Here is a 26,330-nt window from a genome sequence, read left to right on the forward strand (position 1 = left end):
ATGAAAGCAATCGCACGCATCTTCCTGGCGACCTGCGGCGCCGCCGCCATCGCCGGCTGCGCCACGGTGGCGGCCGACACCGACTATCGCCAGGCCGCGCTCGACCTGATCCGGCAAGACTTCCGTTCGGCCGGCCCGGCCACGGTGGAGCGGGTCGCCGCCCGCGACGAATCCCAGCAACTGTGCAGCCAGTACCCGATCCAGCGCCCGCCCGAGGTGGCGGCGCGTATCGAGGCGGCCCAGCTGGCGGCGGTCAAACCGCCGGCCGACGGCAAGTACCTCGGCAAATGGCAGGAAGGCGAGAAGATCGCGCAGAACGGACGCGGCATGCAGTCGTCGGACGCGGTCGGGGCGGTCAACGGCGGCAATTGCTACGCCTGCCACCAGATCGGCAAGAAGGAAATCTCCTTCGGCAATATCGGCCCCTCCCTGTACCAGTACGGCAAGCTGCGCGGCAACAGCGAGGCCATCCTGAGCTATACCTGGAACAAGCTCTACAACGCGCAAGCCTACAATGCCTGCTCGACCATGCCGCGTTTCGGCCACAACGGGGTGCTGACCGAAGCCCAGCTCAAGGATGTGATGGCGCTGCTGCTCGACCCCGCATCGCCCGTCAACGAGTAAGCCAGGAGGCAATATGGGAATGAACCGGCGCGAGTTTGCGCAACTGATGGGCATCGCCGCCGCCGGCGGGATGCTGCTGGGATCGAAATCCGCCTTGGGCGCGCCGTCGCCGGGCGCCCTGTACGACCTGAAACGCTACGGCAATGTGCATTTCCTGCACTTTACCGATTGCCATGCGCAACTGAACCCGGTGTACTTCCGCGAGCCGAGCGTCAACCTCGGGATCGGCCAGGCGGCCGGCAGGATCCCGCACCTGGTCGGCGAAGCGCTGCTGAAACAGCTGAGAATCAAGCCGAACACGCCGCAGGCGCATGCCTTCACCGCGCTGGACTTCGAACAGGCTGCGCGCACCTACGGCAAGGTGGGCGGCTTCGCGCACCTGGCGACGCTGGTCAGGCAACTGCGTGCCGGCCGTCCCGGCGCGCTGCTGCTCGACGGCGGCGACACCTGGCAAGGATCGGCCACGGCGCTCTGGACCCGTGGCCAGGACATGGTCGACGCCGGCCTGCTGCTGGGCGTGGACGTGATGACCGCGCACTGGGAAATGACGCTCGGCGACAAGCGGGTGCAGGAAATCGTCGGCAAGGACTTCAAGGGCAAGGTCGACTTCGTGGCACAGAACGTGAACACCACCGATTTCGGCGATCCGGTCTTCGCCCCGTATGTAATCAAGGAAATGAACGGCGTGCCGGTGGCCATCATCGGCCAGGCGTTTCCGTACACGCCGATCGCCAATCCGCGCTACCTGACGCCCGACTGGCGCTTCGGCATCCAGGAAGAGAACATGCAGAAGATGGTGGACGAGGCGCGCGGCAAGGGCGCCACGGTCGTGGTGGTACTGTCGCACAACGGCATGGACGTGGACCTGAAAATGGCCTCGCGCGTGCGCGGCATCGACGCCATCCTGGGCGGCCACACGCACGACGGCGTGCCCGAGCCGGTGATCGTGGCCAATGGCGGCGGCAAGACCCTGGTGACGAATGCCGGCAGCAACGGCAAGTTCGTCGGGGTGCTCGACTTCGACGTGCGCGGCGGCCAGGTGCGCAACTTCCAGTACCGTTTGCTGCCGGTATTCTCCAACTTCCTGCCGGCCGACAAGGAAATGGCCGCGCTGATCAAGAAGGTGCGCGCGCCGTACGAGAGCAAACTCAAGGAAAAACTGGCGGTCACCCAGGGCACCCTGTACCGGCGCGGCAATTTCAACGGCACCTTCGACCAGTTGATCATCGACGCACTGATGGAAGTCAAGGGCGCCGACATCGCTTTCTCGCCGGGCTTTCGCTGGGGCACCTCGCTCTTGCCGGACAGCCCGATCCTGATGGAACACCTGATGGACCAGACCGCTACGACCTACTCGTACAGCACCCTGACCGAGATGAACGGCGCCACCATCAAGACCATCCTGGAAGACGTGGCCGACAATCTGTTCAATCCCGACCCGTACTACCAGCAGGGCGGCGACATGGTGCGGGTGGGCGGCATGAGCTACGCCATCGACCCGGCCGCGGCGATGGGCGCGCGCATCAGCGACATGCGCCTGCACGGCAAGCCGCTCGACGCCGCCAAGACCTACAAGGTGGCCGGCTGGGCGCCGGTGGCCGAAGGCGCCAAAGGCGAGCCGGTGTGGGACGTGGTGGCGCAATGGCTGCGGCAACAGAAAACCGTCACCCCGCGCAAGCTCGACACGCCGCGCCTGATCGGCATGCAGGGCAATCCGGGCCTGATGGGGTGAAGCGCACCCTGGCCAGGATCGGGACGGCGGCGCGCTGGCTGCGCCGCCAGGCGGCCGTGCTGGCGGCGCTGGCCCTGCTCGGGACCGATACCATGGCGGCCGGCGCGCAGTCCCTGGGCGCGCCGCGCGACCTGGCTGCCGACGCGGCGCAGGCGGCGCGGCGCGGCCAGCCCCTGGTGCTGCTGTTTTCGCTGCCCGGTTGCGGTTACTGCGACGTGGTGCGCCGCAACTACCTGGCGCCGCTCACGCGCGACGGCGCCGAAGCACGAAGGCCGGTGGTGCGCGAAGTCGGCCTGGCCGGCACGGCGTCCTTCACGGGATTCGACAGGCAAGCGGCCAGCGGCGCGCAACTGGCCGCCCGCTACCAGGTGCGCATCGCGCCGACCGTGCTGATGCTCGACGTCCACGGCGCGCTGCTGGCGCCGCCGCTGGTCGGCGGCGACGTGTCCGGCATGTACGGCGCTTACCTGGACGACGCGCTGGCGCAGGCGCAGCGCAAGATCGCCAGCCCTTAACCGTGTGAAAGGAACTGCCATGAAGCGCATTATCCCGACCATCGCCTGCCTGCTGGCGCTGGCTATCCCGGCGGCCAGTGCGGCGCCGCCGGCGCGCCCGCCGGTGCTGGTGCCGATCAAGGTGTCGCCGCACGTGTATTACTTCCACGGCAAGTCCGGCATGGCCGACACCGATAACCAGGGTTTCATGTCGAACGCGGGCTTCGTGGTCACGCGCGACGGCGTGGTGGTGTTCGATGCGCTGGGTACGCCCGCGCTCGGCGAAGCGATGCTCAAGGCGATCCGCAAGGTGACGGCGCAGCCGGTGCGGCGGGTGATCGTCAGCCATTATCACGCCGACCATTTCTACGGCCTGCAGGCGTTCAAGGCCAAGGGCGCGCAGATCTGGGCGCACGAGCGGGGCCGCGCCTACCTGGGGTCCGAGATGGCGGCCACGCGCCTGGCGCAGCGCAAGGAAGCGCTGGCGCCATGGGTCGACGACGCCACGCGCCTGACCGGCGCCGACCGCTGGCTCAGCTTTGCCGACGGCAAGAACATGGCCTTCGAGATGGGCGGCGTGCGCTTCCGGATCATCGACATGAGCGGCGCGCACGCGCCGGACGACATCATGCTGGCGGTCGACGACGACCAGGTGCTGTTCGCGGGCGACCTGTTTTTCAGCGGACGGATTCCCTTCGTGGGCGAGGCCGACAGCCGCGTCTGGCTCGACGCGCTGGAGCGCATGCTGGCGCTGGCGCCGAAGGCGGCCATCCCCGGGCACGGCGAGCTGTCGCGCACGCCGGCCAGGGATATTGCCCTGACCCGCGACTACCTGAGCTTCCTGCGCCGCGTGATGGGCGAGGCCGTGGCCGATCTCGCCGACTTCGACGAGGCATACGGTAAGATCGACTGGAGCGCGTTCGACAAATATCCCGCGTTTGCGCAGGCCAACCGGCTCAATGCCTATGGCACCTATCTGTTGATGGAAAGGGAAAGCCTGCAGCAGAAGCGGATTCCGGGTGCGCCGAAACCTTGATTGTCCTTACAGGAGTTAGCATGCAATTGTTCCGTTCCATGGCCGCCGTGGTGGTGCTTGCCGCCGTCGCCAGCGCGCCGGCCAGCGCCCTCGCGCGCGAAGAAAAAGTGGTGTATCACGTCACCGACAGCGCCAACGCGATGGGGGCGCTCGGCAATGTGCGCAACCACCTCAACGCCAGCCCGAAGGCGAAGATCGTGGTCGTCACGCACGGTCCCGGGATCGACTTCCTGCTGGAAGACGCCAAGGATAAAAACGGCAATCCCTACGATGCGGTGGTGCAGGAATTGTCGAACCGCAACGTCAAGTTCAAGGTCTGCAACAACACCCTGGAAGCGCGCAAGATCGAGCGCAAGCGCGTGCTGCCCGAAGCGACCATCGTACCGTCCGGCGTTGCCGAAGTGGCACGCCTGCAAACGCAGGAAGAGCACGCCTACATCAAGCCCTGAAGCGGGCCTGGCGCCACCCCCGGCGCGGCGCGGCGGCGCAGGCATCGCCGCGCCCGTTGTCATTGCCGCATCTGTGTTGCGCGCTGGCCTCGTTTGCTTAAACAAAGCCGACCACACCGGTAAACATCGATAGAATTCAGTGTCCTACTGAAACATTTTTTCGGTTTCCGGGTGGTCGTGCCGGCCGCCGCGCTTTCCACAACAAATGGGGTTGAGCAGAATGAAATTACGGAACAAGATGGCGTTGTGCATGGTGATCGTTTTCAGCCTGTTCACGATTGCGCTCGGGGTGGCGATTTCAGGCATGCAGAACGCGACCACCAAGTTCGAAATGTTCATCAAGCAAGACCAGGCCTTCCTCGGCGCCAGCACCAGCCTGTATGCCCAGGGCTTGCAGATGGGGCAGGCGCTGCGCAACATCATCCTGGCTCCCGAGAACCAGCAGGGCTACAAGAACCTGAGCGCGGCGCGCGACGAATTCCGCAAGGCGCACGGCACGGCGGTCGAACTGGCCAAGGACGATCCGGCGGTCTCGCAGACGCTGGCAAAACTGAAAACCCTGCACGAGCGCCAGACCGAGATCCAGGCCGCCGTGGTCGCGCTGGCCAAGGCCGACCAGGCCGCCGCGATCAAGAAACTCAACGCCGACGAAACGCCGCTGTGGCGCCAGATGCGCGGCGACCTGCTGGAACTGATCAAGTCCAAGAATGGCGCGGTCGACGCCGCCAAGGGCGAACTGTCGAGCCAGACGCGCGCCACCCTGATCCTGAGCCTGACCCTGGCGGCCGGCGCCGTGCTGCTGGGCGCCGGCATCGCTTTCTGGCTGACCCGCAACGTGATGCACCAGCTCGGCGGCGAGCCGCACTACGCCGCCGACATCGCCGGTTCGATCGCGGCCGGCGACCTGACGGTCGAGATCGTGGTCGATGCCGACGCCGATCCCGACAGCCTGATGGTTGCCATGCGCACCATGCAGCAAAGCCTGGCCGCGCTGGTGATGAAGGTCAGGGCCGGCACCGACACGATCTCGACCGCGTCGAGCGAAATCGCGGCCGGCAATATGGACCTGTCCGGACGCACGGAAGAGCAGGCCAGTTCGCTGGAAGAAACGGCGGCCTCGATGGAAGAGCTGACCACCACCGTCCAGCACAATACCGACAGCGTGCGCCAGGCCAACACCCTGGCCACGGCCGCCTCCGACGTGGCGATGCGCGGCGGCCAGGTGGTGGCCGAAGTGGTCGGCACCATGGGCTCGATCAACGAATCGGCGCGGCGCATTGCCGACATCATCGGCGTGATCGACGGCATCGCCTTCCAGACCAATATCCTGGCGCTGAACGCGGCGGTGGAAGCGGCGCGCGCCGGCGAGCAGGGACGCGGCTTCGCGGTGGTGGCCACCGAAGTGCGCAACCTGGCCCAGCGCAGCGCGGCGGCCGCGCGCGAGATCAAGGGACTGATCGGCGACTCGGTCGAGAAGGTCGAGGCCGGAAGCAAGCTGGTCGACGCGGCCGGCACGACCATGAAGGAAGTGGTCGACAGCGTGCGCCGCGTGACCGACATCATGGCCGAGATCACCACCGCCGGGCAGGAACAGAGCGCCGGCATCGTGCAGGTGAACCAGGCGATCGCGCAGATGGACAAGGTGACCCAGCAAAACGCGGCGCTGGTCGAGCAGGCCGCCGCCGCGGCGGCCTCGATGCAGGATCAGGCGCGCGAGCTGAGCGCCGTCGTGGGAACCTTCAACGTGGGCGGGCTGGCGCCGGCCTCGCGCAGCCTGGCGACCCGCGCCAGGCCGGTGCCCGCCTTGCGCTAGGCGTCCTCAGGATCGTCGAGATAGCCGCGTTCGCGTGCCAGCGGCTGGTTCTCGAACAGCGCCATCGCCGTTGCCATGCGCCTGAAGCCGAATTTGCGGTAGAACGGCTCCTTGCCAGGCACCGCGTACAGCAGGATCTTCTTGTGCCCCTGCGACAGCGCCACCAGGCGGGCGACGATCTGCTTGCCCAGGCCGCTGCCCTGGTAGTCCGGCAACACCGCGATATCGCACAGGTAGGAGGTGTCGATGCCGTCGGCCAGGGCGCGTCCCACGCCGACGATCCGGCCATGCTCGCGCACCAGGCAGCGGTAGCGGCTGTTGGCGAACACGATTGCCAGTTCGGCGGCGGGTTTGTCGCCGAGCGCGATCCGGTACAGCGCCGACAGTTCCTCCCAGTCGATCCCGTCGAGCGATTCCGTCCATTCCAGTGCCATGCGAGCCTCTCTCCGTCCAATGGTCCACAATTGCGGCGATCAGCCGTGTGCGCGATTATAGTGGTGGGAGAGGGTTCGCCGCTTCCGCTTTACATTCCGTAGCCGTATGTGCGGTAGTCCGGGGTGAAGATCCTCCGGAATTGCGCCAGATGGCGGGAATAGCCGCATCCGGTCAAGTACTTAGTGGCTCATCCTGGCTTTGACCGGCGGGCTGTAAAACACGCTCCCGAACAGGATCTTCGGCCAGTGCCTGACGTGATTGAAACGCAGTTCCTTGTAAAAGCGGACGTACGGCAGCAGCAGGAAGCGGATCGGGTTGTAGCAGTAGTCGGCGTGTTTTCCGAACAGTCCCGTTTGCGGAACCTCTTCGTCCGGTTCGGTATAGGTGCCGAACAGGCGGTCCCAGACGGTGAAACGGGCGCCGAAATTGCATCCGGTTTTCTTGTTATGGCGCGGCTCGCTTGAGTGATGCGTGTAGTGCACCGCGACGGTGACGAATACCAGCCGCATCATCCGCAGCGCCTTGTATTTCTGCTCCAGTTTGTACAGGACCGGCGAATGCGAGGGATCGATCCAGATATCGATGAGCAGCACGGCGACCAGAAACCAGCCCACCCCAACCAGGTCCGAGGTGAACAAGGCGCTCATCAAGGGCAGCATGAACAGGGTGATTCCTTTCGAGGCCTTGAGTGCCAGCACATCCGGTTCCGCCGCAAAATGGAATTGCGTCAGGTTCTCATGGCGGTGATGGTTGATATGGCCCAGATTCCAGAGCAGCCGCATATTGTGCGTCAGGCGGTGCGACCAGTAGAAGCAAAAGTCGCCGATCAGGCAAGCCACGATCACGGCCAGCGGGCCATTGACATCGACAATCTGCGGCACCCCGCGCAGCAGCGTCATGTAATAGGCCATGAATTGCTCGAAGTAGGGCGACACGCCGATGAAGAGGAATCCGAACAGCCACATCATGATATTCGCCATCGACGTGTTGACCATGCCTTTCCAGGCGAAGGGCTTGCCGGTGGCCCGCTTGTGGAACACGATATCGGCAATGCCGACCGCGACCAGGAAGGCAAAACGGAACAGGGCGAGCCATAACAGGATGGTGGCAATCGGACCGAATTCATTGTTCAAATTGATTTGCGGCATCATATGAAAGATGTGCACCGAATTGGTGTCGAGCGGGTCGAACAGAAAAGCGAGTTTCGGCGTTGCGAACAGCCAGACGATACCTGCTGCCGCCAGCGCGCCGTAGAGATGGAGCTTGTTATTACCCAGCATGTCTTCGTGAATATTGAAGCGCCATATTTTCCGGATTGTGCGCGCCACGCTCCCTTCATCGTTCGGAGAGATGATTTCTGCGGCTGGATTGGATAAAACGGATGGTGTCATGGTAATGAATTCCTATCGATTGAGTTTTTCGATGTTATCGGAGCCGATAATGCGGATAGCTCGTCAGATTCTGCAAATCAACCAGCCCGGCTTGCTCCAGGCCGAATAACACGGTGAATGCCGCCACTGAAACGGCAGCAATGCCGCATACAACAATCAGAATGCCGGCGAGCGGCCGTTCATCCTTTTCGAGTTTATCGCCGTACATGTTGTTTCCTTTCATCCGGGGTTTGCTTGAGGTCCATTTTTCACCGTCGGGCGGATGAAGAAAAGCTGTAACAAATGACTGTCACTTTCGCCTGTCATTTCTGACTGTCAGATCTGTCTGTCAGAAATGACAGTCAGAAATGACAGGCGAAAGAGCGATCTTCGAATCGAATAAAATCGCTTGTTCAATCGAATTTGTCAGATCTGACAGTTAATAACATTAATAATTTCCGTTATAGTGGGCGTTACCGATTGTCTGTCATCGAGGCGGGACTGGCGCTCAGCGCGGTGCGACGCACCGATCGGCCGCAGGGGATGGAAGTCCCATGCATGCCGCATGAAACGAAGGGCGGATCGCCTGCGGCATGGACAGGGATCGACCCAAGGGTGCATCGATATGAATTTCGAATATGGCTATTCGGAAAAATGTCAGGATGCTACGATTGCAATTGCAGTAAACATGCTAATATAGGAAAAAACATGCTGACCCCGACTAAGATATTTCTCCACTATCTGGGGAAATTGCATACCCTGCTGAAGCAAGTGGAACAGTTCGAAGGCGATATTCTTCAGAACCGCCTGCATCCGGAGATGTTTCCGCTTTTGCAGCAAGCGAAAACGGCGATCGGTTTCACCTTGCGCACCACCTGCCCGCTGGCCGGCAGGGAGATCGTCTCGTTCAGCGACGATGATTACACGTTGGAAAGTGTGTTTGCCGAGCTGGCGTCGACGATCGATTATCTGTCGGCGATTCCCGATGGGGATTTCCGTCACATCGATGAGCTCAAGATTCAGACTGCGGCCGGGTTCGCCGACTTGAACTTATCCGGCTGGGATTACTACCTGATGTATTCCATGCCGAATTTCTTCTTCCACTATTGCATGGTCTATGCCATTGCGCGGCAAGCTGGTGTTCCGATAGGAAAGGCAGATTTTGATGGATTTCATAAATACCCGCTCGGATTTTTCTTCACGGACGAATGCGATCCGGTCGACGCGGAAAACAATGCCGTCGCCGCCGGCCCGGCATGACAACGCCGGATCGGGGCGGTGTGTGGCATCGCGCGCCTGGAGCGAGGGCGCGTAATGGATTATTCCGTGTTGCGTGAATTCAGGCATGCGCTGGCAGCCGCACCTCACCTGGTCGATCTGAAGAATATCTGCAAGGAGTTCTGCGCAGAGGTGCAGCTGGATTATTACCTGTTCAGCGTCTGCGAAGTGGTATCCCTGATCGCCCCGAAAATCATCACGCTGACCAATTTTCCCGCACCGTGGGTCGACCTGTATTTCCAGAACCGCTCGTCCTCGGTCGATCCGATCCTGAAGTACAGTTTTTCCCATTCGGCCCCGATCCTGTGGAGCGAGCTTATCTGCACGCCGGGCTTTAATGGCGACACCGACAGGGCCTTCATGGAGACCGGACGCCAGTTCGGACTGCAGGCCGGCCTGACGGTTCCGCTCAATCCGCCGAGCGGACAGACCGCGTTTTTCAGCGTGGTGAGCGCGGATCCGGAGTTCGACGAACATCGCCTCGGAAACCTGCTGCCCGCAGCCGGCATCTTCAGCAAATATCTGTTCGACGCCTACGTCCGGATCGATAAAACCGAAAATCCCAGGGTCAACGAGTTAACCGAACGCGAACTCGAATGCGTTTTCTGGGCCTGTGAGGGCAAAACGGCCTGGGAAATGGCCAATATCGTGGGCGTGGCGGAACGCACCATCAATTTTCACCTGACCTCGGTCATCAAGAAGCTGGGCGCTTCGAACCGCCAGCATGCCGTCGCCAAAGCGGTCATGTACGGCCTGGTGAAACCGAGGCCCTGACGCGCTTGCTTACCGGGGCGCGCGCCGCAGGGACCAGGCAGGCGTGATCCCTGTCAAGGCCGCGCCGGCGCAGCTCACGATAATAGGAGCCTGTCTCCGCACACCGGCGGCGGCGGTCACCGCGCAACGCGCCTGCTCCCATGAATACGCTGATCAACAGACTCTATGGCGACTACCTCATGCCGTCGCGCCTGCCCTTGTACGAGGATTTTGTGCGCGCGGCAAGCGAAGCGGGATACGCGCACATGTCGGTTCGCGAGTATATCGCGGCCTTGCGCGGGCAGGGCGCGCGCCCCGCGCACAAGGTCGTCGTGCACCGGCACGACATCGACACCGACCTGCGCACCGCCAGGAAGCTGTTCGACATCGAACAAAAACACCGCATCCACGCCAGCTATTATTTTCGCCTGTCCACGCTCGATTTTGCGCTGATGAACGAGATTGAGGAATATGGCAGCGAGGCCAGCTACCATTATGAAGAACTGGCGACCTACGCGAAAAGGCAGCACATCAAGGACCCCGCCGCGATCCACGCCCGAATGGCCGATATTCGCGACGAATTCGCCCGCAATCTCCGTGTGATCGAGGAGCGCTTCGGGCGCAAGCTGAGCACCGTGGCAAGCCATGGCGATTTTGCCAACCGCCGCCTGCAGATCAGCAACACCGAGATCCTCAAGGACCCCGGCTTGCGCGAGCGCTGCGGCATCGTGTGCGAGACCTACGACCGGGCGCTGCTCGATCACATCGACATGTATATCTCCGACCGTCCGTATCCCCAGTATTTCCGTCCGCTGTCCCCGTTCGACGCGCTCGGCCGCCACGCGAGAATCTGTTTCCTGACCCACCCACGGCAGTGGGAAACGAACTGGATCGAGAACTCCAGGGACAACCTGTTTCGCCTGTACGAAGGCGTGAGCTGGTAGCCGGACCGCTGCCGCCATCGGTCCGGCGCTTTCCAACGCTTGTCCTTCCTCAAGCAGCGACATGCGCTTGCCGACCACACTGGCCGATAGGCGGGGGACGCCCGTTTCCCGATATTCGACTTCGAGACGGTAATCATGACAACAGAATTCACCTTTTTGGGCCATGCCGGTTTCCTGATCGGGACCGATGACGAGATCCTGCTGATCGATCCCTGGTTGAGCGACAGCGGCGCGTTTTTCGGCAGCTGGCACCAGTGGCCGCCAAACAGCCATCTGCTGGACGGCGTGCTGCAACGCTGCCACAACCGCGCGCTGAACATTTTCCTCAGCCATGCGCACCAGGACCACGCCGACGCGGCCACGCTGCGCGCGCTGTCGGCGCACCCGCGCTGCACGGTGTTCATTCCGGAATATAAGGATAAATACCTGCGCGACACGCTGCGCGCCATGCGCTTGCGCACCGTCGAACTGGCCGAAGGCGACCGGGCCGGCACGCAGATGCGCATGCGCGTGTTCATCGACGACGGCGGCATCAATCACGATGCCGCCTTGTTCGTCAGCACGCCCGATTTCACTTTCTTCAACCAGAACGACTGCAAGATCTTCGACCGGCTGGCAACGCTGAAGCAGGAACTCGGCGAGATCGACTACTACTCGGTGCAGTTTTCCGGCGCCAACTGGCATCCTGCCTGCTTCGAGATGCCCGAGCAGCAGCGCCAGGCCGTCTCCCGTAAAAAGGTGCTCGCCAAATTCCTCAACGTGCGCAGCGGCGTCGCGACCCTGGCGCCGCGCTTTCTCGTGCCGGCGGCGGGACCGTGCTTCTTCCCGTTTCTCGATCCCGCGCTCAGCCTCGGCAGCGGAACGATCTTTGTGCACCAGGAGGAGCTGGACCGCTACCTGACCCAAAAAGGGATCGGCAACATGCTCTATCCGCGCCCGGGCGAGCCGGTTGGCGAGCAGTCCAGCCGGGTCCCCATCCGCGCGCCCACGGCGGACCAGGTCGCGGCCTGGCGCGCCACGCACCCGGATCGCTGGGAGCAGGGGGAGGACACGTTCTCGCCGGCACGCTTCGCGCAGGTGCTGCAACGCCGCCTCGACAGTATCGCCGGAATTGCCTTGCCGCCGGACACGCCGTCGATCGCGTTCAACTGGGGCCCGGACGACGCCGACTGGCTGCTGGTGGACCTGGCCGGCAAGCGCCTCGTGGCCGCGCGCCAGGCGCCTGTCCCCTGCATCGTCGTCAAGGCGGACCCACGGTATTTCGCGCTGATGTGCGGGGAGGCGCGCTGGCAGGATATTGCGCTGAGCCTGCGCGCCAGCCTGCTGCGCGTGCCCGACGTGTACAACACGGTCGCCAACATCTTCCTGTTCGCCGACGCATCGAACCTGGCCAGCTCCCTGGAGCATAATTTCAGCCGCACGCAAGAGCGCATCGTGATCGAGCACCTGGGGCAGCGGTATGAAATCGACCGTTATTGCCCGCATCAGGGCGGCGACCTGGCGTACGCTTCCATCGACGAGACCTCGCACCTGGTCTGCCCGCGCCATAGCTGGCGCTTCGACTTGCAGGCAGGTGGACAGTGCGCGGCGTCGGGCATGGGCATCGGCGCCGTCAGGCTGGGGCCCGCCTGCCGGGCCGCCGCCGAGCCGCCTGCCTGAACCCGTCAGCCAGCTTGCTGCGGCAGGCGCCCCAGCAGCTGGCGCAGGGCGCCGTGCGCGATCGCCACCTCGGGCGCATCGTGCAGCAGGATCACATACCTGCTGCGGAATTCGCCGGCGGCGGCCGTGCCCGGTCCGACCAGCGTTTCGATCGCGGCGCGCCAGCCGGCAGCCGCCTCGGCGCTCAGGGGCCCGGGTTCGTCCAGCGCTTCGTCGAGCGCCGCCATCAGGACCGACATCGGTTTCAGCCACGCAAAATGCGGGTGATTGGCGATCAGCTGCAGGTGTTCCAGCGCACTGCCGACCGCGCCGAAATACACGGTCTCGACATCGATCAGCGCCTTGTGCAAGTTGCGCAGGGCGCGCGGCACGGCTTGCAGGCCGGCGCGCAGGGTGGTGTTGTCTTGTGCCTGGTTCATGCGGTTTCCTCGATAAAACGGATGTGGATGCGCTACAGCGTCAGGATGCCGCGCCGCAGCGCGATGGTGGTGGCGTGGGTGCGGTCCCTGGCGCCCAGCTTGGACAGGACCGCGCTGACATGCGCCTTGACCGTTTCTTCCTTGATGGCCAGGCGCACGCCGACTTCGCGGTTCGAATTGCCGTCGGCAACCAGGCGCAGCACTTCCAGCTCGCGTCCTGACAGCTTGTCGCTGCCGAAATAATTGGCCATTTCGGCCGCCACCTCGGCCGGGATGTAGCGGTGGCCGGCGTGCACCCGGTGGATCGCATCGGCCAGGTTCAGCCGGATCGCGCATTTGAGCAGGTAGCCGGCCGCGCCGGCGCCGAGCGCACGGGCGATGCGGGCGTCGCCCTTGTAGGTGGTCAGTACCAGCACGCGCGCATGCAGGTCCAGCGCGCGCATCGCCAGCATCGCGTCGTGCCCGTCCATGAGCGGCATTTGCAGGTCCATCAGGGTCACATCGGGACGCAGGGCGATGAAGCGCTCGACCGCTTCTTCGCCGTTGGCGGCCTGGCCGACGATCTCGATGGCGCTGTCGCCGGACAGCAGCGCCACGATGCCTTCGCGCAGCAAACTGTGGTCGTCGGCAAGCAGGACGCGGATCGGATTGTGCTCGGCGGACATAAAGCATGGACTTTCTATTAACAAATGAGCGCGATCATGCCACGTCTGCGCGCTTGCCGCTTGGATCAGATTGCTCCCAAGCTATTGCTGCACCGCCGCATTCCCGTATCATGCTGGCATTTTCGCAACGAGGAATTTCCATGACCGCATTCCGACGCTGGTCCGGGCGCGCGCTGGCGCTCGTGTTGGCATTCGCCACGGCGCTGCCGTCCGGCGCCGCGCCCGCCCCGACGCCGAGCCGCCCGCTGCCGCAACCGAAGCCGGCGCCGGGCCCGGCGCCGGCGATCACCATGCATCACAGCAGCTGGACCGTGCGCGACGGCGCCCCCACCATCATCTTCGCCATGGCGCAGTCGCCGGACGGCTGGCTGTGGCTGGGCGCGACCACCGGGCTGTTCCGCTTCGATGGGGTCAGGTTCGAACGCTACGCGCCGCGCAGCGGCAAGCTGGAGTCGCCCGGCATCTCGGCCCTGCTGGCCTTGCCGAACGGGGAAGTGTGGATCGGCTACCGCCGTGGCGGCATCGGCATGCTCAAGGAGGGCGCGCTGCGCCACTACGGCGCGGCCGAAGGCTTGCCCTTGTCGTCGCCGCATGCGATCCGGCGCGACCGCCAGGGACGCATGTGGGCCGCCACCCACGGCGGTCTGTACCGGCTCGCGGGCGAGCGCTGGGAAAAGGTCCCCGGCTTCGAGAAACTGGCCAACCAGCCGCAATCGATCATCGAAGACAGCCGCGGCCGCCTCTGGGTCGGCAACATCGACACCGCCTTCGTGCTGGAGCCCGGCGCGAGCGCCTTTCGGCGCCTGCCGAATGTGCTCGACCTGAGCGGCAACCTGATCGAAGCGCCCGACGGCGCCATCTGGAGCAATGGCGGACGCAACGACAGCCTGGAGATGATCGAGCCGCCGGCGCCCGGCCCGCTGACGCTGCGCCGGGTGGGAGGGCAGTATTCCTCGCACATGCTGTTCGATGCCGAAGGCGAACGCTGGCTGCTGCGGCGCGAAGGTGTCGAGCGCAGCTTCAGCGTCGACGGCAACAGCGTCACCCAGCGCCTGACCCCGCAGCAGGGCTTGAGCGGCTACATCGCCTTTACCGCGCTGGAAGACCGCGAAGGCAATATCTGGGTCGCCAGTAACAGCGGGCTGGACAGGTTCCGCCGCACCAAGCTCGAGGCCGCCGCCTTGCCGCTGTACTACGGCGGCGAAGCGCGCGCGCTGGCCGCCGCCGACAAGGGCGCGGTCTGGACCGACGGCTTCTTCGTGCCCGGTCCGCGGTCGGTGCCGATTCCGTCGGCCGAGATGCCGTCCAACGGCCTGGCCGAGCTGACCTGCCTGTACCGCGACGACGACGGCATCATCTGGGCCGGCGGCCATCGCGGCGTGTCCTGGCTCGACGGCGACAGTTTCAGCAAGCTGGCCACGCCGCCCGACACCGACGGCCGCCCGGTGCACGCCATCGCCAGGGAGGCCGACGGCACCATGTGGATCTCGTTCAACGGCGGCGGCACCTACGAACGGCGCGACGGCGAATGGCGCAAGGCGGTGCCGTATGCCGACTACGCCTCGCGCGGCGCCCTGAGCATCGCGGCCATGCCCGATGGACAGGTATGGCTGGGCTACATCGGCGACCGCGTGGCCGTGCGCGAGCAAGGCAAGTTCCGCCTGCTGGGCGCGGCCGAGGGCTTGCAGGTCGGCGCGGTCTTCCAGTTCTACCGGCACGCCGGCCGGATCTGGGTCGGCGGCGACAGCGGGGTGGCGCATTTCGACGGCAAGCGCTTTCATCCCTTGCTCGGCGCCGACGGCGAAAAATTCATGGGCGTGTCCGGCATCGTGGCCTCGGCCAGCGGCCAGCTCTGGCTGAACGGCAGCGAAGGCATCAGCGTCGTCGAGGCGGCCGAGCTCAAGCGCGCGGTGGCCGAGCCCGGCTATCGGGTGCGCTTCGTGCGCTACGACCAGGAAGATGGCTTGACCGGGACCGCCCCGCAAATGGTGCCCACGCCTTCGGCGGTGGCTGCCAGCGACGGCCGCCTGTGGTTCACCACCGCCAACAGCGTGGTCTCGGTCGATCCGGCCAGGCTGCGCCGCAACCTGCTGGCGCCGCACGTGGAGTTGCGCGGCGCGAGCGTGGACGGGCGCCACCTTCCCGTGCGCGATGGCATGCGCCTGCCGGCCGGCACCCAGCGCTTGCAGCTCGACTACACGGCGCTGAGCCTGTCGATGCCCGAACGGGTGGGCTTCCGCTTCCGCCTGGACGGGCAGGACGCCGGCTGGAGCGATGCCGGCACCCGCCGCAGCGCCTTCTTCACCGGCCTGGGGCCGGGCAACTACCGCTTCCAGGTGCAGGCCTCGAACGAGGATGGGGTGTGGAGCGAAACCGGCGCCGTGCTCGCCTTCAGCATCGCGCCGACCGTCACCGAGACCGTCTGGTTCCGCGCCGCCTGCGTGCTGATCGCCGTGCTGCTGTTGTGGGGACTGTACCGCTGGCGCATGCGGCGGCTGGCGGCGCGCATCCAGGGACGGCTGCAGGTCCAGGTCGACGAGCGCGAACGCATCGCGCGCGAGCTGCACGACACCTTGCTGCAAGGCGTGCAGGCCCTGATCCTGCGCTTCCACACGGCCGCAGCCAGGATCGTGGGGCAGGAGCCGGTGAAGCAGCTGATGGACAGCGCGCTCGACCAGGCCGAGCTGATGCTGCAGGAAGGGCGCGACCAGGTGCAGGATTTGCGCGCGCACGACCATTTCCAGGCGGGACTGGCGCGCATGCTGGAACGCGAAGGCCAGCGCATGTCGGCCGAGCGCGGCGTGCAGTTCGCGCTGCGCGAGAGCGGCCGCATCCGCGCGCTGCCGCCGCTGGTGGCGCACGAGGTGTACCGGATTGCCAATGAAGCGATGCTCAATGCCTTCCAGCACGCAAAGGCCAGCAAGATCGAGGTGGAATTGCTGTTCGAACGCAAGGACCTGACCGTGGTAGTGCGCGACAACGGTTGCGGCCTGCCGGCCGAGGTGCTGCGCGACGGCGGCGTGCCGGGTCACTGGGGCTTGCCCGGCATTGGCGAGCGCGCCGAGCGCCTGGGCGCCAGCGTGCGCTGGACCTCGGCGCCGGGGCAGGGCAGCGAAATGCGGCTCAGGCTGCCCGGCACCCTGCTGATGTAAGCTCAGTCGGCCGTGCGCGCCTGCGCGGCGAGATGCTCGCCGATGAACCAGCTGTGCAGCTCATTGCTGCGCACCACCTGGCTGACGATCAGGTCGTTGGTGCCGTCGTCGCCGGCATCGGCGCTGGCGCGCGCCAGCGGACGCGCGTCGATCAGGATGGTTTCGTGCGCGTCGAGCAGGCGCGCCAGCTGGGCGCGGGCCGATTCGCGGCCGCGCGGGGCGCGCGCGATGGCCGATTCGTCGGCCACATCCTGGGCCAGCGCAAAGGCCACGCCGCCGAGGGTCTGCACGCGTTCGGCCAGGCTGTCCATGATCAGCACCTGTTCGTTGTAGTGCTTGTCGAACAGCAGGTGCAGTTCGTAAAAGGTGGCGCCGGAGGTCTGCCAGTGCGCCTTCTTGTAGGCGTCGCGGATGGCCATGGTGTGCGCCAGCAGGCGGTTCAGGGCGCGCACGCTGGTCGAGCGCACCGAGGCGTCGAGGCCGATGCGCACGTCGGCCAGTTCGCTGAAGTCTTGCAGGATGTCGGCGCCGGTGGCGGTGGTGGTGTTCATGCTTTCCCTTTCGTTGGTGGTGGGCGGCCCGGGCCGGCCGGGCGGACGGCAGCGATTATGCGTGCGCCAACGCGATTGCCTGCTATACGAAAGGGGGATGCGCCGTGCTCCCTAGGGCAGCGTGGCCAGATAGGCCGAGACCGCGCGCATCTCCTTGTCGCTGAGCTTGACTGCCACCTGTTTCATCGCCGTCGCCAGCGGATGATTGAATTTGGGTGCGTCGTGGTAGACCTTCAGTTGTTCCAGCGTATAGCCGGCCGGCTGCGACGCGATGCGGGGGAACGGTTGCTGGCCGTGCCCCTGGGGGCCGTGGCAGCTGGCGCAGGCGGGCGCGCCTCCCGCGCTGCCGTGTTCGAACACCTGGCGCCCTAGCCGCTCCAGCGCGGCGTCGGCCGGCGCTTGCGCCTTGGCCGTCTGGGCGGCGTAGAAGGCGGCCAGTTCGCGCATGTCCGGCCCGGTCAATTGTTCGGCGACGGCGCGCATCTGCGCATGGGGGCGCTCGCCATTGCGGAAGTTGTTCAGTTGCAGTTCGATATACGCTGCCGACTGCCCCGCCAGGTTGGGGTAGAGCGCGGCGGCGGTGGTGTTGCCGGTGGCGCCGTGGCAGGCCGCGCAGCGCTGCAGCAATGCCGCCGACGGCGCGGCAAGGGCGGGGAGGGCGCCGCTCGCGAGCGTGAGCGCCAGCGCGGCAATCGTCCGGCGAACGGGGAGGGCAGTGTGCATGTGAGGTCCTTTCATCGACGCGCGTGGAGTCGTTTGCGCGTGCCGAGTATAGGGGCGGAGCGCCTGGCCGTCGTTATACTTTGGTATAGTGGACAAATGAGTAACAGAGGAAACATGATGAGCAAAGCGTCTTCGCGCCCCATCAACGCCATTGCCACCGGGCCGGATACGTGGATCGCGCACGTCGAGCCGACGGTGGCTTATGACAAGGCGGTCGCGATCGACCATCTGCTGGCGCAGCTGGCAGGCATGTGGGCGGCGCTCGAGACGCATTGCGTGGCCGGCTGCTGCGGCTTCGACGCCTTCGATTTTTCGGAGGACGGCGTGGCGGCGTCGCTCGCCAGGGTCGACGCCGCGCGCACCTGCGACGCGCTGGCGCAACTGCGGGCCGATCTGCTGGCGCTGCGCGCCGACGTCGTCTCGAGCACGCGGCTGAACATGTTCTGCGACAAAAACGAATTCCTGGCCTTGCTCAGCCACCTCGAGCGCTGCTATCGCAGCGCCATGCCGGCAGGTCCCATGCCGAAAGCCACCTGATTCTGCTAAGCTGCGGCTCCCGATCATTTCCGCAGAAACCACGATGGCCATCAAACTGAACCAGGAAACCGAAGAGCGCCTGCTGTCTTCCCTGCAGCGGTATTGCATGAAAAATTTCGATGAAGAGATGGGCGTGCTCAAGGCGCGCCTGCTGCTTGACTTTTGCTTGCGCGAAATCGGCCCCTCGATCTACAACAAGGCCGTGCAGGATGCGCAGGCGGTGATGCAGGAAAAGATCGCCGAAGTCGATACCAACTGCTACGAAACCGAATTCGGCTACTGGACCAAAAAATAGTCCGCTACATCCTGCGCTCGATGACCTTCTGCATGACGGCCATCAGCGCATCCATGTCGTAGGGCTTGTTGAGCACCAGGTCGCCCGGCGCCACGCCCGGGTGGATCTGTCCGGTGGCAAACACCACCGACAAGCCCGGCAACACCGCGCGCGCTTTCTCGGCCAGCACATTGCCGGGCAGGCCGGGCAGGCCGACATCGGTAATCATCACGTCGAAGCCGGTGCGTGCCACGGCGTCCAGCGCCGCCTGGGCATCGCTGGCGTATTCCACCGCATGGCCCATCAGCTTGAGCATCTCGTAGGTGATCTCGCCGACCGCCGCTTCATCCTCGACCAGCAGCACCTTCAGCCGCGACGGCGCCGCCGGGCTTGGCGCAGCCAGCTGCTCGGGCAAGCCGACCAGTTTCTGCTTCTGGTTGGCCAGCACGTGGCGGATCTTCTTGGCCAGCGCTTCGCGCGTGTACGGTTTGCCCAGCAGCTCGACCCCGGCATCGACCCGGCCGCCGTGCACGATGGCGTTTTCGGTATAGCCGGAGGTAAACAGCACCGCCAGCTGCGGCAGGCGTTCGCGCGCCTTGCGCGCCAGTTCCGGGCTGCGCAGCGGCCCCGGCATGACCACATCGGTAAACAACAGGTCGACCTGCACGCCGCTGTCGATCACGGTCAGCGCGCTGGCGGCATCGCCGGCCTTGAGCACGCGGTAGCCGAGGTCGCTCAGCATTTCCACCACGGTCGCGCGCACCTGCTCGTCGTCTTCCGCCACCAGGATGGTTTCGGTGCCGCCGACGAACGCGGTGTCCACCGGCCGCGCCTGGGCATCCTCCGCTTCCAGCGAGCGCGGCAGGTAGATGCGGACCGTGGTGCCGTGTCCTTCTTCGCTGTAGATCTTGACGTGGCCGCCGGACTGCTTGACGAAGCCGTACACCATCGACAAGCCCAGCCCGGTTCCCTTGCCCTCCGGCTTGGTCGAGAAGAAGGGCTCGAAGGCATGCGCCAGCACCTCGGGCGTCATGCCCTTGCCGGTGTCGCTCACGGCCAGCATCACGTATTGGCCGGCTTCCACCTCCGGGTGACAGCTGGCGTACATGTCGTCGAGCAGGGCGTTGCCGACTTCGATCGTCAGGCGGCCGCTGCCTTCCATGGCGTCGCGCGCATTGATGGCCAGGTTGAGCAGCGCGTTTTCGAGCTGGGCCGTGTCGACCAGGGTGTTCCACAAGCCGCCCGAAATCACGGTCTCGATATCGATCGCTTCGCCCAGGCTGCGCCGCAGCATGTCTTCCATGCCGGTCACGAAGCGGCCGATCCTGACCACCTTCGGTTCCAGCGCCTGGCGCCGTCCGAAGGCGAGCAGGTAGCTGGCCAGCTTGGCGCCGCGCCCGACCCCGGCCATGGCGTTGTCGACGCGCTGGGCGGCGCGCGGGTTGCCTTGCACGTCTTTCGACAGCAATTGCAGGTTGCCCGAGATAACCTGCAGCAGGTTATTGAAATCGTGCGCCACGCCGCCGGTCAGCTTGCCGATGGTTTCCATCTTCTGGGCTTGCTGCAAGGCCAGTTCGGTCTGGCGCATGGCTTCGGCGGCCTGCCGTTCGCTGGTGATGTCGCGTCCGACGGCGTGGATGAATTCATCGTCGGGCGCCGCGCTCCAGGACAGCGTGCTGTAGCCGCCGTCGTGCCGGCGGTAGCGGTTTTCGAAGCGGAAGGTGGTCGCGCCCGTGCCCAGCGAGGCGACCTGTTCCAGGGTGGCGGCGCGGTCGTCCGGGTGAACCAGTTCCATGAACGATTGTCCCACCACCGTGTCGGCATCCCAGCCCAGGGTCCAGCTGAAGGCCGGATTGACGGCGACAATGCCGGCATTGAAGTCCGCCACCAGCATGATGTCGTTCGACAGGCGCCACATGCGGTCGCGCTCGGCCGTGCGGGCATTGACCTGCTCGGCCAGCGTGCTGTTGAGGCGTTCGAGGGCCAGCGCGCTGCTCTTGTGGTCGTCGATGTCGGTGTTGGTGCCGATCCAGCTGATCAGCTCACCGCTGTCGCTGAAGATCGGCAGCGCGCGCGACAGGTGCCAGCGGTAGGCGCCGTCCGCGCGGCGGATGCGAAATTGCGTCTCGTACACGGCGCGCTCGGCGATGGCCTTGCTCCACAGCGCGGCGGCGCCGGCCAGGTCGTGCTCGTAGACGATGGCGGTCCAGGCGTCGCCGTCCAGGCTGCCCGGCGCGGCGCCGCTGTAGGCGTACACGCGCTCGTTGAACCAGTCGAGGTAGCCGTCGGCGCGCGCCGACCAGACATGGTTGGGCATGGCCTGGGCCCAGACCCGGAACTTGCGCTCGTTGGCGCGCGTCATCCGTTCGGCATGCACGCGTTCGGTCACGTCGACGCCCTGCACGAACACGCCCCAGATCGCGCCATCGTCGTCGCGCACCGGCTGGTACACGAAGTCGAGGAAGGCCTGGCGCGCCGGCGCGGCGGCGGTGGCGGAAATCGCGAACGCCACTTCATTGCCGCGAAACGCTTCGCCGCTGGCAAACATGCGGTCGAGGTGCGCGATAAAGCCCTGTTCCGCCGCTTCCGGCAGGACGTCGCGCACGGTGCGGCCGATCACAGCGCGGTTGCCGACCAGGTCCAGATAGGCTTTGTTGGCCAGCACGAATTCGTGCTGGGGCCCGGCCAGCAGGGCCATGAAGCCGGGCGCCTGTTCGAACATGCTGTGCAGGCGGCCCATTTCGCCGCGCGCGTGGCGTTCGGCGCGCACCTTGGCGGTGGTGTCGATGACGATCGCGATGCCGCCGCCGACCCGGCCGTCGTCGTCCAGCACCGGCGAATAGTCGAGGTTGAGCCAGAACTGTTCGAGCGCGCCGTTACGGGTCCAGCTCAGCTCCTGGTCGCGGTAGGTCAGGGTGCCGCCGCCCAGCACCACCTTCAGCACATGGCGGTTGAACTCGGCCAGGTCGGGAAAACTCTCGAGCGCGCCCTTGCCCAGGATGGCGGGATGGTTGGCGCCGGCAAACACGGCATACGCGGCGTTATACAGCAGCACGCCTTGCGGCCCCCACAAGAGCGTCATCGCCACCGGCGAGCGCAGGACCAGGGCGACGCTGGTCTTGAGCGCTTGCGGCCAGGCCGCGATCGGTCCCAGCGGGGTCGATGCCCAGTCGACGGCGGCGTAGACGGCGCCCATGTCGCCCCCATCCGAGAGAAAGGCGGGAAGCGGGGCGAGGGCCGGGGATAAGGTCATGAAAGCGGTGGAAGGTGAAACGGCGGCGCACGCCGGGATGGCGCAAATTATACCTATAGCAATGATCGTTGACGCTGAAACATTTCCAAGCGTGCTAGCCTGCCTGTGTCATCGCATCCGCTTGCGCACGGGTGTTGTATTTTGGTCTTTCGGAACGGCCGCCATGCGCGCGCGCCAGCGCAGCGCGGTGGGCGCTGGCGCTGCGGCCGGCGGCGGGTGCGCCCGGGTTACGGCATGCGGTCGATCAAGTCCTTGATCGAGCCCGGATTGACCGGCTTGACGAAATAATGGTCGAAACCGGCGCCCAGCGAGCGCTGCTTGTCGTAGGCCTGGCCGTAGCCGGTCAGGGCGATCAGGACCGCGCCCGAGGTGTCGGGCAGGCGCCGCAGGTTTTCCGCCAGCACGTTGCCGTTCATGCCAGGCAGGCCGATGTCGAGCACGCAGACCTGCGGGCGCAGTTCGCGCGCCAGGTTGAGCGCCTTGTACGGGTCGGTGGCGATGGTCACTTCGTAGCCGGACAGTTGCAGATAGGTGCCGAGCGTGTCGGCGGCGTCGGCGTTGTCGTCGACGATCAGGATGTGCGGGCGGTCGGATGCCGACGGCGTCGGGCTTGTGGCGAGGGTTTGTGGCTGCACTGTGTACACCTTTAGTCTTCGGTTTGATCACGAATCGGTCCGGCAGGGCGGTGCTTGCACGGTTCCGTTAGTCTTCCTATGTCATCGGCGACCCCGCCGCGCGGCGCGTCCTGCTTGCCCGGCATACAGCGGGGGACCTCAACAATGTAGTTATGTTAAACATTTTTACAAAATAGTCGCGTTCGCTTGCACAACTATGTTAAGGCCGGCAATGCCGGTGTGGGGGAACGCTTGGCGTCCGGGCAAGGTAGAATGAGCCGTCCCCGACCAGCCACTGCCCCGATGCGCTTCTCCCTTAACCCAGCCACGCTCAAGTTCCGCCTGACCGTGCTGGTCATCGGACTGGTGCTGCTGGCCACCAGCGTGCTGACCTTCGTCGCGCTGCACCTGGCCGAGCGCCAGATGCGCGATGTGATCGGTTCGCAACAGGTAGCGCTGCTGTCGAGCGCGGCCGCCTACATCGATGCCGACCTGGAGGCGCGCCAGATCCTGCTCAAGACCCTGCGCGAGGAACTCGGCCGTACCGACGGCAGGCCGAGCGGCGGGCTGCAAACCTTCCTGGAAGCGCACGCCGGCTTGCGCGACGAGTTCTTCAATGTGCTGGTGCTCGACGGTACCGGCACCATGCTGGCCAACCTGAACGACCGCCGCAACAACGACAAGATGAACTTCGGCAAGCGCGCCTACTTCACCGACACCCTCGCCGCGCAAGAGGGCGTGATTTCGCGCCCATTCAAGAGCGTGCTGTCGGGCAAGCCGGTGGTCCTGATCACGGAACCGCTGTACGACGCCAACGGCAAGCTGATCTACATGCTGGGCGGCGCCATCGACCTCCAGCGGCCGCGCTTTTTCGGCCAGCTGGCCTCGCTCGGCTCGGGTGCGAGCGGCTATCTGTTCATGGTCACCAGCGACGGCACGGTGATCCACCACCCCGACAAGGAGCGCATCCTGCGCCGCGTGCAGGACGAGGCCGGCGGGGTCATCCCGACCACCCAGGCGGCGCTCGACGGTTTCGAGGGCTGGGTCGAAGGCCCCACCAAGAGCGGCGTGCGGGCCCTGATCAGCTACAAGCGCCTGCGCAAGACCGACTGGATCCTGGGCGCCGTGTACCCGGTCGAGGAAGCGTTCACGCCGCTGATCCGGATGCGCCCGAGCGCGCTGCTGGCCTCGGTCGCGGTGGCGGCGCTGGCGGGCCTGGCCGGCTGGCTGGCCATCTTGCGGCTGCTGCGTCCGCTGGGCGCGCTGCGCCGCCATGTGGCAAGGATTGCCGACGGCAGCGCCGATATCGCGGTCTTCAACGTGCCCCGGCGCGACGAATTCGGCGAGCTCAGCCGCGCATTCTTCACGCTCTCGCAGCACCGGCGCGAGGCCGAAGTCAAGCTCGAAGCCCAGGCCCGCACCGACATCCTGACCGGCATCGACAACCGCCGCATGTTCGAGGAAACCTTCGCCGCCGCGCTGGCCCGCGCCGCGCGCGCCGACAGCGTGGTGGCGCTGGCCTACCTCGACATCGACCATTTCAAGGCCATCAACGATACCTACGGCCACAAGGCGGGCGACCAGGTGCTGGTCGAGTTCGCCAAGCGCCTGCGCGCGGCGGTGCGCTCGACCGACAGCGTGGCGCGCCTGGCCGGCGACGAATTCGTGGCCATCTTCGAAGGCGTGCGCGACGATGCCGAACCGGCTATCCTGGCCGGCAAGATCCTCGACATGGCGCGCATCCCCTTCGCGGCCGCCGGGCAGCAGTTGCAGGTGACGACCAGCGTCGGCATCGCCATCGGCGGCGGCGCGGCCAGCATGGAGGATTACCTGGCCCTGTCGGACGAAGCCCTGTACGCGGCCAAGCAGGCCGGGCGCAACCGCTTCGCCATCCGCCGCCTCGGCAGCGCGCCGGCGCAGGCCGATGCGGCGCGTGCACGCCAGCCGCTTGCCGCCGCCGATAATACTTGATTGCAAGTAACTCCAGCGTTAAGCTTTGCGTACAAGCACAAACTTGAAGGAATTTTTCATGAGTACACCATGCGACGGTTGCCCGGAATGCGCTCCCCTGCGCGCCAGGCTGGCTGAAAAAGAGCAGGAAATCCTGGAGCTGACCGAGTCGCTGACGCGCCACGACACCCTGACCGGCGTGCTGAACCGGCGCGCGCTGACCGAGCTGGTGGCCGAAGAACTGCAGCGTTCCTCGCGCACCGGGCAGCCGTTCTGCTTCGCCATGATCGGCATCGACCACCTGAAGGAAGTCAACCAGCAGTTCGGGCACGATACCGGCGACGCCGTCCTGCAGGCGGTGAGCCGCTCGGCCACCGAGCTGTTGCGCACCCTGGACCGTTTCGGCCGCATCGAAAGCGACGAATTCGGCATCATCCTGCCGGCCACCTGGCTGCACCAGGGCGTGCTGGCGATGAACCGCCTCAACGCCAAGGTTGCCGCCTTCGCCTGGGACGGCCTCACGCCGGGCCGCAGCGTGACCTTCTCGACCGGCCTGACCACCAACGCCCCGGCCGAGACCGCCGAAATGATGATCCAGCGCGCCGAAAAAGCCATGGCCGAAGCCAAGCGGGAAGGGCGCAACCGGATCGTCCAGATCGAACAGGAATTGCCTGCCGGCCTGTTCGCCGCAATGGACGATATGTAAATACGCCGTCTATTGCTTTTTCTGCAAGCCGCTCAGCTTGCTTTCCAGCGAGGCGGCCGAGACCGCGCCCAGGTGCGAATTGGCGAGCCGGCCGCCGGCGTCGTAGAACAGGGTGGTCGGCAACGCGCTCGAACCCACCTCGCGCCCCATGGCCGAGCGGGTATCGAGCAGCACATTCTCCAGCGCCAGTCGATTGCCATTCAGGTAAGCCGTCACGGTCTGGCCATCTTCCCCCTGGTTGACGAACACGAACAGCACATCGCGCCGGCGTTGCTGCGCGCTCGACAGCACCGGCATCTCCGCGCGGCAGGGAGGGCACCAGCTGGCCCACAGGTTCAGCACCACCGGCCGTCCCTGCGCCAGCGCGGCGAGATCGACCGGCGCGCCGGCCGGCGTGACCAGCGCCACCGCCGGCAACGGCTTGCGCTCGCTCAGGTTCAGCAGCAGCGGCGCGCCCGAAGTGAACCAGGCCAGCGCCCCGGCCAGCACGCCGGCCGCCAGCGGATTGCGCAGGCGCGGCGTCTGCACCATGCGCCAGGCGCCGAAGGCCAGCCCGGCCAGCACCACCGCCCACGGCGTAAAGCCGCCGTCGCGGATATCGACGATCGACAGCGGCGCGGCGCGGTACTGCGCGAACCAGGTGGCCACGAACACGATCCGGCCGGCCACCAGGCCGACCAGCAGCATGTCCAGCAAGACCTTGCCGGTCCGGACCTTCTGATGGCGCCCAACCCAATTTCCGACACCGCATGCTATAAGTAGCGATATCACGAGCAACAAGTGCGCCGTCTGGAAGCTGAAGGGCCCGAGACTGACGTTCATGGCGATGTTCTTTTCATGGAGCGGGTCCGGTTAGGCAAACTTCGCTATTATCGCGCACACGGATGAGACCTGGATTA

General features: G+C 65.4%; 25 protein-coding genes. 15 read left to right on the forward strand and 10 right to left on the reverse strand.

Annotation, left to right across the window (positions count from 1 at the left end):
• From soxX to EJB06_RS00290, 6 genes are all read left to right on the forward strand, one after another.
• Positions 1-624, forward strand: a complete 624-nt coding sequence (gene soxX, locus EJB06_RS00265) for a sulfur oxidation c-type cytochrome SoxX (protein ID WP_126072001.1) — start codon at positions 1-3, stop codon at positions 622-624.
• A gap of 19 nt (positions 625-643) precedes the next feature.
• The gene (gene soxB / locus EJB06_RS00270) at positions 644-2,356 is read left to right on the forward strand and encodes a thiosulfohydrolase SoxB (protein ID WP_126072516.1); all 1,713 of its coding nucleotides are present in this window, start codon (positions 644-646) and stop codon (positions 2,354-2,356) included.
• Positions 2,353-2,871, forward strand: coding sequence for a thioredoxin fold domain-containing protein (locus EJB06_RS00275; protein WP_229426861.1), 519 nt, complete (start codon positions 2,353-2,355; stop codon positions 2,869-2,871). Before soxB ends, EJB06_RS00275 begins: the two co-directional genes overlap by 4 nt.
• A 19-nt stretch (positions 2,872-2,890) precedes the next feature.
• Positions 2,891-3,886: an MBL fold metallo-hydrolase gene (locus EJB06_RS00280; protein WP_126072002.1), complete on the forward strand. Its 996-nt coding sequence runs from the start codon at positions 2,891-2,893 to the stop codon at positions 3,884-3,886.
• A 20-nt stretch (positions 3,887-3,906) separates the two neighbouring features.
• The gene (locus EJB06_RS00285; protein WP_126072003.1) at positions 3,907-4,335 is read left to right on the forward strand and encodes a DsrE family protein; all 429 of its coding nucleotides are present in this window, start codon (positions 3,907-3,909) and stop codon (positions 4,333-4,335) included.
• 250 nt (positions 4,336-4,585) lie between these two features.
• On the forward strand, positions 4,586-6,148 hold the full coding sequence (locus EJB06_RS00290; protein ID WP_229426862.1) for a methyl-accepting chemotaxis protein: 1,563 nt from the start codon (positions 4,586-4,588) through the stop codon (positions 6,146-6,148).
• Here the strand turns inward: EJB06_RS00290 and EJB06_RS00295 are convergent.
• The 3 genes from EJB06_RS00295 to EJB06_RS31635 all read right to left on the reverse strand — a co-directional run bounded on the left by EJB06_RS00295 (position 6,145) and on the right by EJB06_RS31635 (position 8,182).
• Positions 6,145-6,582 carry a GNAT family N-acetyltransferase gene (locus EJB06_RS00295; protein ID WP_126072005.1) on the reverse strand — a complete coding sequence of 146 codons (438 nt, stop codon included), beginning with the start codon at positions 6,580-6,582 and terminating at the stop codon, positions 6,145-6,147. The genes EJB06_RS00290 and EJB06_RS00295 overlap by 4 nt on opposite strands.
• Positions 6,583-6,762: 180 nt before the next feature.
• On the reverse strand, positions 6,763-7,863 hold the full coding sequence (locus tag EJB06_RS00300) for a sterol desaturase family protein (protein WP_164557749.1): 1,101 nt from the start codon (positions 7,861-7,863) through the stop codon (positions 6,763-6,765).
• 145 nt (positions 7,864-8,008) lie between these two features.
• Positions 8,009-8,182 (reverse strand): hypothetical protein, encoded by a 174-nt coding sequence (locus EJB06_RS31635; RefSeq protein ID WP_164557750.1) that lies wholly within the window; start codon positions 8,180-8,182, stop codon positions 8,009-8,011.
• 479 nt (positions 8,183-8,661) lie between these two features.
• Between EJB06_RS31635 and EJB06_RS00305 the strand changes: the two genes are divergently transcribed.
• The 4 genes from EJB06_RS00305 to EJB06_RS00320 all read left to right on the forward strand — a co-directional run bounded on the left by EJB06_RS00305 (position 8,662) and on the right by EJB06_RS00320 (position 12,587).
• Positions 8,662-9,213 (forward strand): DUF1993 domain-containing protein, encoded by a 552-nt coding sequence (locus EJB06_RS00305; protein WP_164557751.1) that lies wholly within the window; start codon positions 8,662-8,664, stop codon positions 9,211-9,213.
• A 66-nt stretch (positions 9,214-9,279) separates the two neighbouring features.
• Positions 9,280-10,005 (forward strand): helix-turn-helix transcriptional regulator, encoded by a 726-nt coding sequence (locus EJB06_RS00310; protein WP_164557752.1) that lies wholly within the window; start codon positions 9,280-9,282, stop codon positions 10,003-10,005.
• Positions 10,006-10,145: 140 nt separating this feature from the next.
• Positions 10,146-10,928 carry a hypothetical protein gene (locus EJB06_RS00315; RefSeq protein ID WP_126072009.1) on the forward strand — a complete coding sequence of 261 codons (783 nt, stop codon included), beginning with the start codon at positions 10,146-10,148 and terminating at the stop codon, positions 10,926-10,928.
• A gap of 135 nt (positions 10,929-11,063) precedes the next feature.
• A complete protein-coding gene (locus EJB06_RS00320; RefSeq protein WP_126072010.1) occupies positions 11,064-12,587 on the forward strand; it encodes a Rieske 2Fe-2S domain-containing protein in 1,524 nt (507 codons plus the stop codon).
• A 5-nt stretch (positions 12,588-12,592) separates the two neighbouring features.
• Here the strand turns inward: EJB06_RS00320 and EJB06_RS00325 are convergent, their stop codons facing one another.
• On the reverse strand, positions 12,593-13,006 hold the full coding sequence (locus EJB06_RS00325) for a hypothetical protein (RefSeq protein WP_126072011.1): 414 nt from the start codon (positions 13,004-13,006) through the stop codon (positions 12,593-12,595).
• A gap of 32 nt (positions 13,007-13,038) precedes the next feature.
• Positions 13,039-13,671, reverse strand: coding sequence for a response regulator transcription factor (locus EJB06_RS00330; RefSeq protein WP_126072012.1), 633 nt, complete (start codon positions 13,669-13,671; stop codon positions 13,039-13,041).
• Positions 13,672-13,811: 140 nt separating this feature from the next.
• On the opposite strand from EJB06_RS00330, the gene EJB06_RS00335 reads away from it, so the two are divergent.
• Positions 13,812-16,823, forward strand: a complete 3,012-nt coding sequence (locus tag EJB06_RS00335) for a sensor histidine kinase (protein ID WP_164557753.1) — start codon at positions 13,812-13,814, stop codon at positions 16,821-16,823.
• 2 nt (positions 16,824-16,825) lie between these two features.
• Here the strand turns inward: EJB06_RS00335 and EJB06_RS00340 are convergent, their stop codons facing one another.
• Positions 16,826-17,374: a Dps family protein gene (locus EJB06_RS00340; protein WP_126072014.1), complete on the reverse strand. Its 549-nt coding sequence runs from the start codon at positions 17,372-17,374 to the stop codon at positions 16,826-16,828.
• A gap of 111 nt (positions 17,375-17,485) precedes the next feature.
• Positions 17,486-18,097 carry a c-type cytochrome gene (locus tag EJB06_RS31640; protein ID WP_164557754.1) on the reverse strand — a complete coding sequence of 204 codons (612 nt, stop codon included), beginning with the start codon at positions 18,095-18,097 and terminating at the stop codon, positions 17,486-17,488.
• Between the two features lie 117 nt (positions 18,098-18,214).
• On the opposite strand from EJB06_RS31640, the gene EJB06_RS31645 reads away from it, so the two are divergent.
• Both EJB06_RS31645 and EJB06_RS00350 read left to right on the forward strand, forming a co-directional pair.
• On the forward strand, positions 18,215-18,634 hold the full coding sequence (locus EJB06_RS31645; protein WP_164557755.1) for a DUF6331 family protein: 420 nt from the start codon (positions 18,215-18,217) through the stop codon (positions 18,632-18,634).
• 43 nt (positions 18,635-18,677) lie between these two features.
• On the forward strand, positions 18,678-18,929 hold the full coding sequence (locus EJB06_RS00350) for a DUF2164 domain-containing protein (RefSeq protein ID WP_126072016.1): 252 nt from the start codon (positions 18,678-18,680) through the stop codon (positions 18,927-18,929).
• Between the two features lie 4 nt (positions 18,930-18,933).
• Here the strand turns inward: EJB06_RS00350 and EJB06_RS00355 are convergent, their stop codons facing one another.
• Entirely contained in the window at positions 18,934-22,161 is a 3,228-nt protein-coding gene (locus tag EJB06_RS00355) for a hybrid sensor histidine kinase/response regulator (protein ID WP_198420732.1), read from the reverse strand.
• Positions 22,162-22,388: 227 nt separating this feature from the next.
• A complete protein-coding gene (locus EJB06_RS00360; RefSeq protein WP_164557756.1) occupies positions 22,389-22,796 on the reverse strand; it encodes a response regulator in 408 nt (135 codons plus the stop codon).
• Between the two features lie 282 nt (positions 22,797-23,078).
• Between EJB06_RS00360 and EJB06_RS00365 the strand changes: the two genes are divergently transcribed.
• Positions 23,079-24,746, forward strand: a complete 1,668-nt coding sequence (locus tag EJB06_RS00365) for a sensor domain-containing diguanylate cyclase (RefSeq protein ID WP_126072018.1) — start codon at positions 23,079-23,081, stop codon at positions 24,744-24,746.
• Between the two features lie 58 nt (positions 24,747-24,804).
• Complete coding sequence (locus tag EJB06_RS00370) at positions 24,805-25,431, forward strand: GGDEF domain-containing protein (protein ID WP_126072019.1); 627 nt, start codon at positions 24,805-24,807, stop codon at positions 25,429-25,431.
• A 9-nt stretch (positions 25,432-25,440) separates the two neighbouring features.
• Here the strand turns inward: EJB06_RS00370 and EJB06_RS00375 are convergent, their stop codons facing one another.
• The gene (locus tag EJB06_RS00375; RefSeq protein ID WP_229426893.1) at positions 25,441-26,118 is read right to left on the reverse strand and encodes a TlpA family protein disulfide reductase; all 678 of its coding nucleotides are present in this window, start codon (positions 26,116-26,118) and stop codon (positions 25,441-25,443) included.
• Positions 26,119-26,330: the final 212 nt, after the last annotated feature.

Source organism: Massilia atriviolacea (genome assembly GCF_003953935.1).
GTDB lineage: Bacteria > Pseudomonadota > Gammaproteobacteria > Burkholderiales > Burkholderiaceae_D > Telluria_A > Telluria_A atriviolacea.

Coding starts and splice junctions, on each gene's coding strand:
- soxX (WP_126072001.1), top strand. CDS start 1: ATGAAAGCAATCGCACGCATCTTCCTGGCGACCTGCGGCGCCGCCGCC.
- soxB (WP_126072516.1), top strand. CDS start 644: ATGAACCGGCGCGAGTTTGCGCAACTGATGGGCATCGCCGCCGCCGGC.
- EJB06_RS00280 (WP_126072002.1), top strand. CDS start 2,891: ATGAAGCGCATTATCCCGACCATCGCCTGCCTGCTGGCGCTGGCTATC.
- EJB06_RS00285 (WP_126072003.1), top strand. CDS start 3,907: ATGCAATTGTTCCGTTCCATGGCCGCCGTGGTGGTGCTTGCCGCCGTC.
- EJB06_RS00290 (WP_229426862.1), top strand. CDS start 4,586: ATGGTGATCGTTTTCAGCCTGTTCACGATTGCGCTCGGGGTGGCGATT.
- EJB06_RS00295 (WP_126072005.1), bottom strand. CDS start 6,582: ATGGCACTGGAATGGACGGAATCGCTCGACGGGATCGACTGGGAGGAA.
- EJB06_RS00300 (WP_164557749.1), bottom strand. CDS start 7,863: ATGCTGGGTAATAACAAGCTCCATCTCTACGGCGCGCTGGCGGCAGCA.
- EJB06_RS31635 (WP_164557750.1), bottom strand. CDS start 8,182: ATGTACGGCGATAAACTCGAAAAGGATGAACGGCCGCTCGCCGGCATT.
- EJB06_RS00305 (WP_164557751.1), top strand. CDS start 8,662: ATGCTGACCCCGACTAAGATATTTCTCCACTATCTGGGGAAATTGCAT.
- EJB06_RS00315 (WP_126072009.1), top strand. CDS start 10,146: ATGAATACGCTGATCAACAGACTCTATGGCGACTACCTCATGCCGTCG.
- EJB06_RS00320 (WP_126072010.1), top strand. CDS start 11,064: ATGACAACAGAATTCACCTTTTTGGGCCATGCCGGTTTCCTGATCGGG.
- EJB06_RS00325 (WP_126072011.1), bottom strand. CDS start 13,006: ATGAACCAGGCACAAGACAACACCACCCTGCGCGCCGGCCTGCAAGCC.
- EJB06_RS00330 (WP_126072012.1), bottom strand. CDS start 13,671: ATGTCCGCCGAGCACAATCCGATCCGCGTCCTGCTTGCCGACGACCAC.
- EJB06_RS00335 (WP_164557753.1), top strand. CDS start 13,812: ATGACCGCATTCCGACGCTGGTCCGGGCGCGCGCTGGCGCTCGTGTTG.
- EJB06_RS00340 (WP_126072014.1), bottom strand. CDS start 17,374: ATGAACACCACCACCGCCACCGGCGCCGACATCCTGCAAGACTTCAGC.
- EJB06_RS31640 (WP_164557754.1), bottom strand. CDS start 18,097: ATGCACACTGCCCTCCCCGTTCGCCGGACGATTGCCGCGCTGGCGCTC.
- EJB06_RS31645 (WP_164557755.1), top strand. CDS start 18,215: ATGAGCAAAGCGTCTTCGCGCCCCATCAACGCCATTGCCACCGGGCCG.
- EJB06_RS00350 (WP_126072016.1), top strand. CDS start 18,678: ATGGCCATCAAACTGAACCAGGAAACCGAAGAGCGCCTGCTGTCTTCC.
- EJB06_RS00355 (WP_198420732.1), bottom strand. CDS start 22,161: ATGACCTTATCCCCGGCCCTCGCCCCGCTTCCCGCCTTTCTCTCGGAT.
- EJB06_RS00365 (WP_126072018.1), top strand. CDS start 23,079: ATGCGCTTCTCCCTTAACCCAGCCACGCTCAAGTTCCGCCTGACCGTG.
- EJB06_RS00370 (WP_126072019.1), top strand. CDS start 24,805: ATGAGTACACCATGCGACGGTTGCCCGGAATGCGCTCCCCTGCGCGCC.
- EJB06_RS00375 (WP_229426893.1), bottom strand. CDS start 26,118: ATGCTGCTGGTCGGCCTGGTGGCCGGCCGGATCGTGTTCGTGGCCACC.